The sequence below is a fragment of the Streptomyces sp. NPDC059900 genome, assembly GCF_050270335.1.
Taxonomy (GTDB): Bacteria; Actinomycetota; Actinomycetes; order Streptomycetales; family Streptomycetaceae; genus Streptomyces.
Window position 1 is genome coordinate 1 of record NZ_JBNNJZ010000503.1, and the last position, 6001, is coordinate 6001.

Genomic DNA, 6001 nt, shown 5'->3' on the forward strand with positions numbered 1-6001 from the left:
ATCATCACCACGCCGGCGCCGCAGGCGGGCGCGAGGATCTCCCACTGGGCGGCGTCGAAGCTCAGCGGCGTCTTCTGCAGCACCGTCTTCGTGCGGTCCAGGCCCTGTTCGTCGGCCATCCAGCGCATCTGGTGGACGATGCTGCGGTGCTCGATCCCGATGCCCTTCGGGTTGCCCGTGCTGCCGGAGGTGTAGATGACGTAGGCGAGGTCGTCGGGGCCTGCCGGTGCGGGAGCCTGCGAACTGGGCGATTCGGTAAGGGTGTTCGCGTCTGCTGCCGTCCGCGGTTCCGTCTGCCGGCGGGTGTGCGCCGGGGCGACGGTGACGATCTTCGTTTCGGGCGGGGTCATCGCGGCGAGGCGGGCGACCAGGGACTGGTCCGTCAGGATGACCTTGGTCCGGGAATCCGCGACCATGTAGCGCACGCGTTCGTCGGGATACTCGGGCGACAGCGGCAGATAGGCGGCGCCCGCGCGCAGGACGCCCCAGACGCTCACCATGAGGTCGACGGAAGGCTGCATGAAAATGCCGACCGGTTCACCGGCCGTGGCACCGAGGTGCCGCAGCCGGTCCGCCGTGTTTCCGCTCCGCTCACCGAGCTGCTGAAAAGTCAGTCTCTCCGCGCCGCAGAAGACGGCGATACGGTCGGGCTGGGCGACCACGGCCGCGCTCAGCATGTCTGACAGGGACAATTCCTTGGGCCCCGTAGGGTTCGTCATCATTCTCTGACCTGGAATCCGTTAACTGTTGGGTGCGTCACTGGAAAGGCTTCGATGGAATCCGCTGAAGCCCGGACCGGAAATGGTCGTGCCGAAAGGGCAGCACAAATCGACCGTCGGCCGTTTACCGTCGTGCGAAAACAGTCAGGGAGCGCTGGAAAGAAAAGGGCGTGACGGAACGCGGTGCGCGGGTTCCGTCCCGGCCGGAAAGCGCTCAGGCGCGCATCACGTGCATGCCGTGCATGACATGCGCAGATGGGCGGTCGCCTGCGACGGAGGGGGGGACGCGCGGCTGCGCGCGGTGCCCCTGCCAGCGCTCAGAAGGTGTCAGCAGCGTGGAACTATGAGCTGGGTCACCATAAAAAGTTTCCCGAACATACCTTTACACTCTCCCCGTTTTGACTGGCCGGGTCTGCGATCAGCTGGTCCGGACCATCGGGCCCGGAGGTGAATTCCTGATACCGGCGAGTCGTCTCTTTCTGAGCGCTCACACTAAATGCTGGGAACAGGCCTTGTAAAACATTAATTCTGTTACAAAACTTGCGGGTTGGCCGGACTGCGTAAGTTGCGAATGGTCGATCGTCATCCGGTTTGCGTCTGCTTGACGACCGTATGTGTACGCGTGCTGGCGAAACGGGACCCCGGCTTTACAGAAACCAACTTCCGGCAAGGAGTGTCCGGTTGGCCGAAAATGCGGGTTGACTTGCCGCTAGGCGTCGGGAACAGCCGTCACTCTCAACTCAGTACATGCATGGAGTACGCGTTTTCCCGGGGAGCGGAGAAGTGCCGCGGGGCGAGGAGAAGGCCGGGAGGGTGCGCGGGCGCCGGTCGGACGCGCGGCGCGGCAGGCCGCTCTGGCCGGGCCGGCCCGCCGGACCTGGAGGGGGCGGGCGGGGCGCTGACCTGGACGAACCGTGGTCGGTACCCAACCTGCCGATCAATCGGAGCAGTTGGGCCGCAAGGAGGCGCGTAGCGTCGGCCGTGCGGTCGGATGTGTCCGGTAGCACGCCGTGACGTCGCGCACAGCTACGCTGGGACCGAAGCCGCCTGATCGAGCCAGAACGAACCGGGTAGTGCGGCGGGCAGAACCAGGTAGTGGTTCGGCCCGAACCGGGTAGTGAGCCGGCTGGCACCGGGGCTCTCAGTCCCTTATGCCCCTGCGGAACCCCGACGGCAGTTCGGCGGGCCGGATGCCTGCTCCCGCGCTTCTGATTCGCTGTCGGCCCTCACCGCGGATTGCGTGCGGCGGATCCGGGAGCGGGACGTCCTTCGGGTGCCGGAGGGGCGGAGCGCGGACCGCTCTGCCCCCGGGCTGTGCGTGCGGGCCGGCCCAGGACCACCCCGGCCAGGACCAGTGCCAGGCCGCACAGCTGCTGGAGTGTCAGCATCTCCCCGGCGACCATCGTGCCCAGCACCACACCGGTGACCGGATTGAGCAGCCCCACCAGGCCCACCGTCCCCGCGGGCAGATGCCGCAGCCCGGTGAACCAGGCGACGAAGGCCAGCGCGGTGGCGACCAGGGCGACGTAGCCGAACGCAAGGAACTGAGGTGCGCTGAGGGCGGGCGGCGGGCCCTCCACGGCCGCGGCGGCCGGCAGCAGGAACAGCCCTCCGGCGGTGAGCTGCCAGGCGGTCGAGGCGAGTACGTCGATGCCCGCGCTCCACCGCTTGGCCAGGATGTAGCCGAAGGACGACATCAGCATGGCCGCGGCCGAGGCGAGCACTCCCGGCACGCTCGCCTCCGTAGTCCCGGTGAACAGCATCAGACAGACCCCGCCGAGCCCGATCGCGGCCCCGGCCAGGTGCGTGCTGCCGGGCCGCTCGGCGACCATCGCCCAGCCGAGCAGCATCATCGCCAGCGGCGACAGCGCCATGACCGTCGAGGCGATGCTCGTCGGCAGCAGTTGGGAAGCGGCGTAGACGAGCACGAAGAACACGCTCACGTTGAGCAGACCGAGGACTGCCGACCGCCACCACCACACGCCGCGCGGCAGCTGCCGGCACAGGCCCAGCAGGATGAGACCGGCGGGCAGTGCCCGCAGGGCGGCCCCGTAGAACGGGCGGTCCGCCGGCAGGAACTCATGGGTGACGAAGTAGTTGGCTCCCCAGGCCACCGGTGCGACGGCGGTCAGGGCCACCCAGCGCAGATTAGCTTCCATGGAAGCAAATGTAGCTTCCCGGGAAGCTATAGTGGAGTGCATGGACGATCCGAAACCGCCTGACCGCGTGGCCCGCATCCAGGCCGACTGGCGCCGCGAACGGCCGGACGTCGACGTCACCCCGCAGGGCGTGATCGGCCGCCTGCACCGCCTGGCCGGCCGGCTCACCGAAGAGCTGTGCCTTGTCTACGGCCGATACGGCCTCAGCGAGGGGGAGTTCGACGTCCTGTGCGCCCTGCGCCGCGCCGGTGAGCCCTTCGAGCGCGCGCCCGGCGAACTCGCCGCCCACACCATGGTCACCACCGGTGCGATGACCAAGAGGATCGACCGCCTGGAGCGCGCCGGTCTGGTCACCCGCCGCCGCTCCGGCGACGACCAGCGCGGCCGGATCGTCGCCCTCACCCGGCCCGGACGCGAACTGATCGACCGGGCGTTCACCGAGCACATGCACAACGAACGCCGCCTGCTCGACCTGCTGACGCGCACCGAGAGCGAATCCCTCGAAGGACTGCTCACCACCTGGCTCACCCGCATGGAAAACCCGCCCCCGCCTGCCTGATCGCTCAACCCCTCATGCCCGACCCCGGCCTCGTGCCCGACCCCGGCGCGCGAGGAGGCGGGCGACGGCCTCCGTGGGCCAGCACAGCCAGAGGAAAAGGAAGTTGCTGACGACGAACCAGTGGACAGTGATCTGCCCGTGCTTCTTGTCCAGGACCAGCGGCGCCCCGTCCCGGTAGAGGTAGCGCAGGTAGCGGTGCCGAAGCGGCGCCCCGGCCACCAGCAGCACGGGGGAGACGGCCAGGATGCCCAACGGCACCAGCAGCTTCGCGGCGGTGAGCTTCGCCTTCTCCTCATAGCGCATGCGCTCAGTGTGCTGATCCGCGGTGTCGATTGTCAGCCCGTACGGCAGGCCGTGGCCGGCCCGCTCAGCCCACCAGGTCGGGGGAGCGCAGCAGTTGCGGCGGGATGTTCCAGGCGTCGACGAAGTCGGTCGCCAGCGGGCGGACCTTTCGGCACAGGGCGTTGACCTCGCGGCTGATCGCCTTGGAGCGTTGCAGTGTCAGCCGGCCGTGCTCCATGAACCAGGCGCGGTCCGCCTCGATCGTGGAGAGGGCGAAGAGGTCGCACAGCAGCCCCAGCGCGACCTTGTTGTCGCCGTCGGGCAGCTCGCGCATCTTGTCGACGAACGCCTCGAGCACCAGCCGCTCGACATGCGCGTGGGCCACCGCGATGACGTGGTCCTGCACCTGGGAGAAGACGACGCCGGGATGAGCCTTCTGGTCCATGCCGCGCTTGAGGCGGCGCGCCGCACCGGCGAGCATGTGCTCCTCGCGGTAGCGCAGCATGGCCAGCTGATACTCCGAATCGAACAGGCCCGCCTCCTGGTCCCACTCGTCGCCGCCCGGCAGCAAGTCCCGTACGCGTTCCAGGAGTTTGTGCGCCGAGGTCTTCTCGATGACCGTCTCCACGGCAAGACCCGTGACATAGCGGACCATGCCGAGCTGGTCCATGCTCTCGAACTCACTCGCGTAATGGGTGAGCAGCCCCTTGGCCACCAACTGGAGCAGCACGTGGTTGTCGCCCTCGAACGTTGCGAAGACGTCGCTGTCTGCCTTCAGGGCGGCGAACCGGTTGGCGGCGAGATATCCGGCGCCCCCGCACGCCTCGCGGCACTCCTGGATCGTGCGCGTGGCATGCCAGGTGCCCAGCGCCTTGGTGCCCGCGGCCCGCGCCTCCAGCTCGCGCCGCGCCTGCTCGTCGTCCCCGTCCCCCGAGAAGACCTCGTGCAGCTGGGTGCGCAGGACGTCCTGGGCGAAGTGCAGCGCGTAGGTGCGCGCGATGAGCGGGAGCAGTCGGCGCTGGTGCATGCCGTAGTCGAGCAGCACCTGCTCCTCGCCGTCCGACGACGCCTCGAACTGCCGCCGCCGGTCCGCGTACTTGGTGGCGATCGTCAGCGCGACCTTGCCGGCGTTGACCGCGCCGCCCGCGACGCTGACCCGCCCCTGCACCAGCGTGCCCAGCATGGTGAAGAAGCGGCGCCCCGGATTGTCGATCGGGCTCTGGTAGACCCCCTCGGGCGTGACGTCGGCGAACTTGTTGAGCAGCGCCTCGCGCGGCACCCGTACGCCGTCGAACCAGATCCGGCCGTTGTCCACGCCGTTGAGGCCCATCTTGCGGCCGTCGTCCTCGATCCGGACACCGGGGGCCACCTCACCGTCCACCCGGACCGGCACGACGAACGCATGCACCCCCTGCTGCTCTCCGTCCACCTCCAGCTGGGCGAAGACGACCGCCAGCTCGGCATGCCGGGCCGCGTTGCCGATGTAGTCCTTGCGCGCCTGGTCCGTGCCGGTGGTGATGACGAACTCCTGGCTTGCGGCGTCGTACCGGGCCACGGTGCCAAGGGCCTGCACGTTGGAGCCGTGTCCGGTCTCGGTCATCGCGAAACAGCCCATCAGCTCACCGGTGATCAGACGCGGCAGGTAGGCCTCGTGGTGACGCTTGGTGCCCAGGTGCAGGATGGCACCGCCGAAGAGCCCGAACTGCACGCCGACTTTCACCAGAACCGACAGATCACCGAAAGCGAGCGTCTCGAACGCGGCGATCGAGGCGCCGATGTCGCCGCCCCCGCCGTACTCCTTCGGGAAACCCATGCCGGTCTGGCCCGTGGCCGCCATCTCGACCACGACCTCACGCACGCGCTCGCGGAACTCGTCGAAGCCGAGCTGCTCCGCCTCGTCCAGTACGCCTGCGTACGTCGTCAGGTTGGTACGCACCAAGTCGCGGACCTCGGCGTATTCGCCGTCGAGCAACTCGGCCAGGGCCTGGACGTCGATGTCGGGCTGCACGTAGCCCTGCGGGGAAGCGGCGCTTTCGGTGACCATGTCGCCCTGCTACCCGGCCGCGGGGAGATCAAATCGGTGGCTTGGTCCATCCAGCGGTCACGCGTCGCCGGTCAGCCGGGCGCAGCGCGGAGGGTCAGCCCTTCTTGACCAGGAACCGCTGGTCCTGTGCGCCGGTACACCGCTCGGCGATCGCTTCGGCTCCCGCGGTGGTGGCGTCATCGGCGATGCCGATGCACTTGCCGCTGTCGGACGGGCGGAACCGGACGTTCCTGACGCC

5 protein-coding genes are annotated in these 6001 nt (G+C 68.6%); 1 reads left to right on the top strand and 4 read right to left on the bottom strand.

What is annotated here, in order from left to right; translation table 11 throughout:
• Both ACQKIP_RS37370 and ACQKIP_RS37375 read right to left on the bottom strand, forming a co-directional pair.
• The coding region (locus ACQKIP_RS37370; RefSeq protein WP_427745157.1) for an AMP-binding protein at positions 1 to 677 on the bottom strand (677 nt) is incomplete at its 3' end.
• Positions 678 to 1945: 1268 nt separating this feature from the next.
• A complete protein-coding gene (locus ACQKIP_RS37375) occupies positions 1946 to 2878 on the bottom strand; it encodes an EamA family transporter (RefSeq protein ID WP_365853749.1) in 933 nt (310 codons plus the stop codon).
• A 40-nt stretch (positions 2879 to 2918) separates the two neighbouring features.
• Between ACQKIP_RS37375 and ACQKIP_RS37380 the strand changes: the two genes are divergently transcribed.
• Positions 2919 to 3437: a MarR family winged helix-turn-helix transcriptional regulator gene (locus ACQKIP_RS37380; protein WP_365853747.1), complete on the top strand. Its 519-nt coding sequence runs from the start codon at positions 2919 to 2921 to the stop codon at positions 3435 to 3437.
• Between the two features lie 12 nt (positions 3438 to 3449).
• On the opposite strand, the gene ACQKIP_RS37385 is transcribed toward ACQKIP_RS37380, so the two are convergent.
• Positions 3450 to 3740, bottom strand: coding sequence for a hypothetical protein (locus ACQKIP_RS37385; RefSeq protein ID WP_365853745.1), 291 nt, complete (start codon positions 3738 to 3740; stop codon positions 3450 to 3452).
• A 64-nt stretch (positions 3741 to 3804) separates the two neighbouring features.
• Positions 3805 to 5763: an acyl-CoA dehydrogenase family protein gene (locus tag ACQKIP_RS37390; protein WP_365853743.1), complete on the bottom strand. Its 1959-nt coding sequence runs from the start codon at positions 5761 to 5763 to the stop codon at positions 3805 to 3807.
• Positions 5764 to 6001 lie beyond the last annotated feature (238 nt).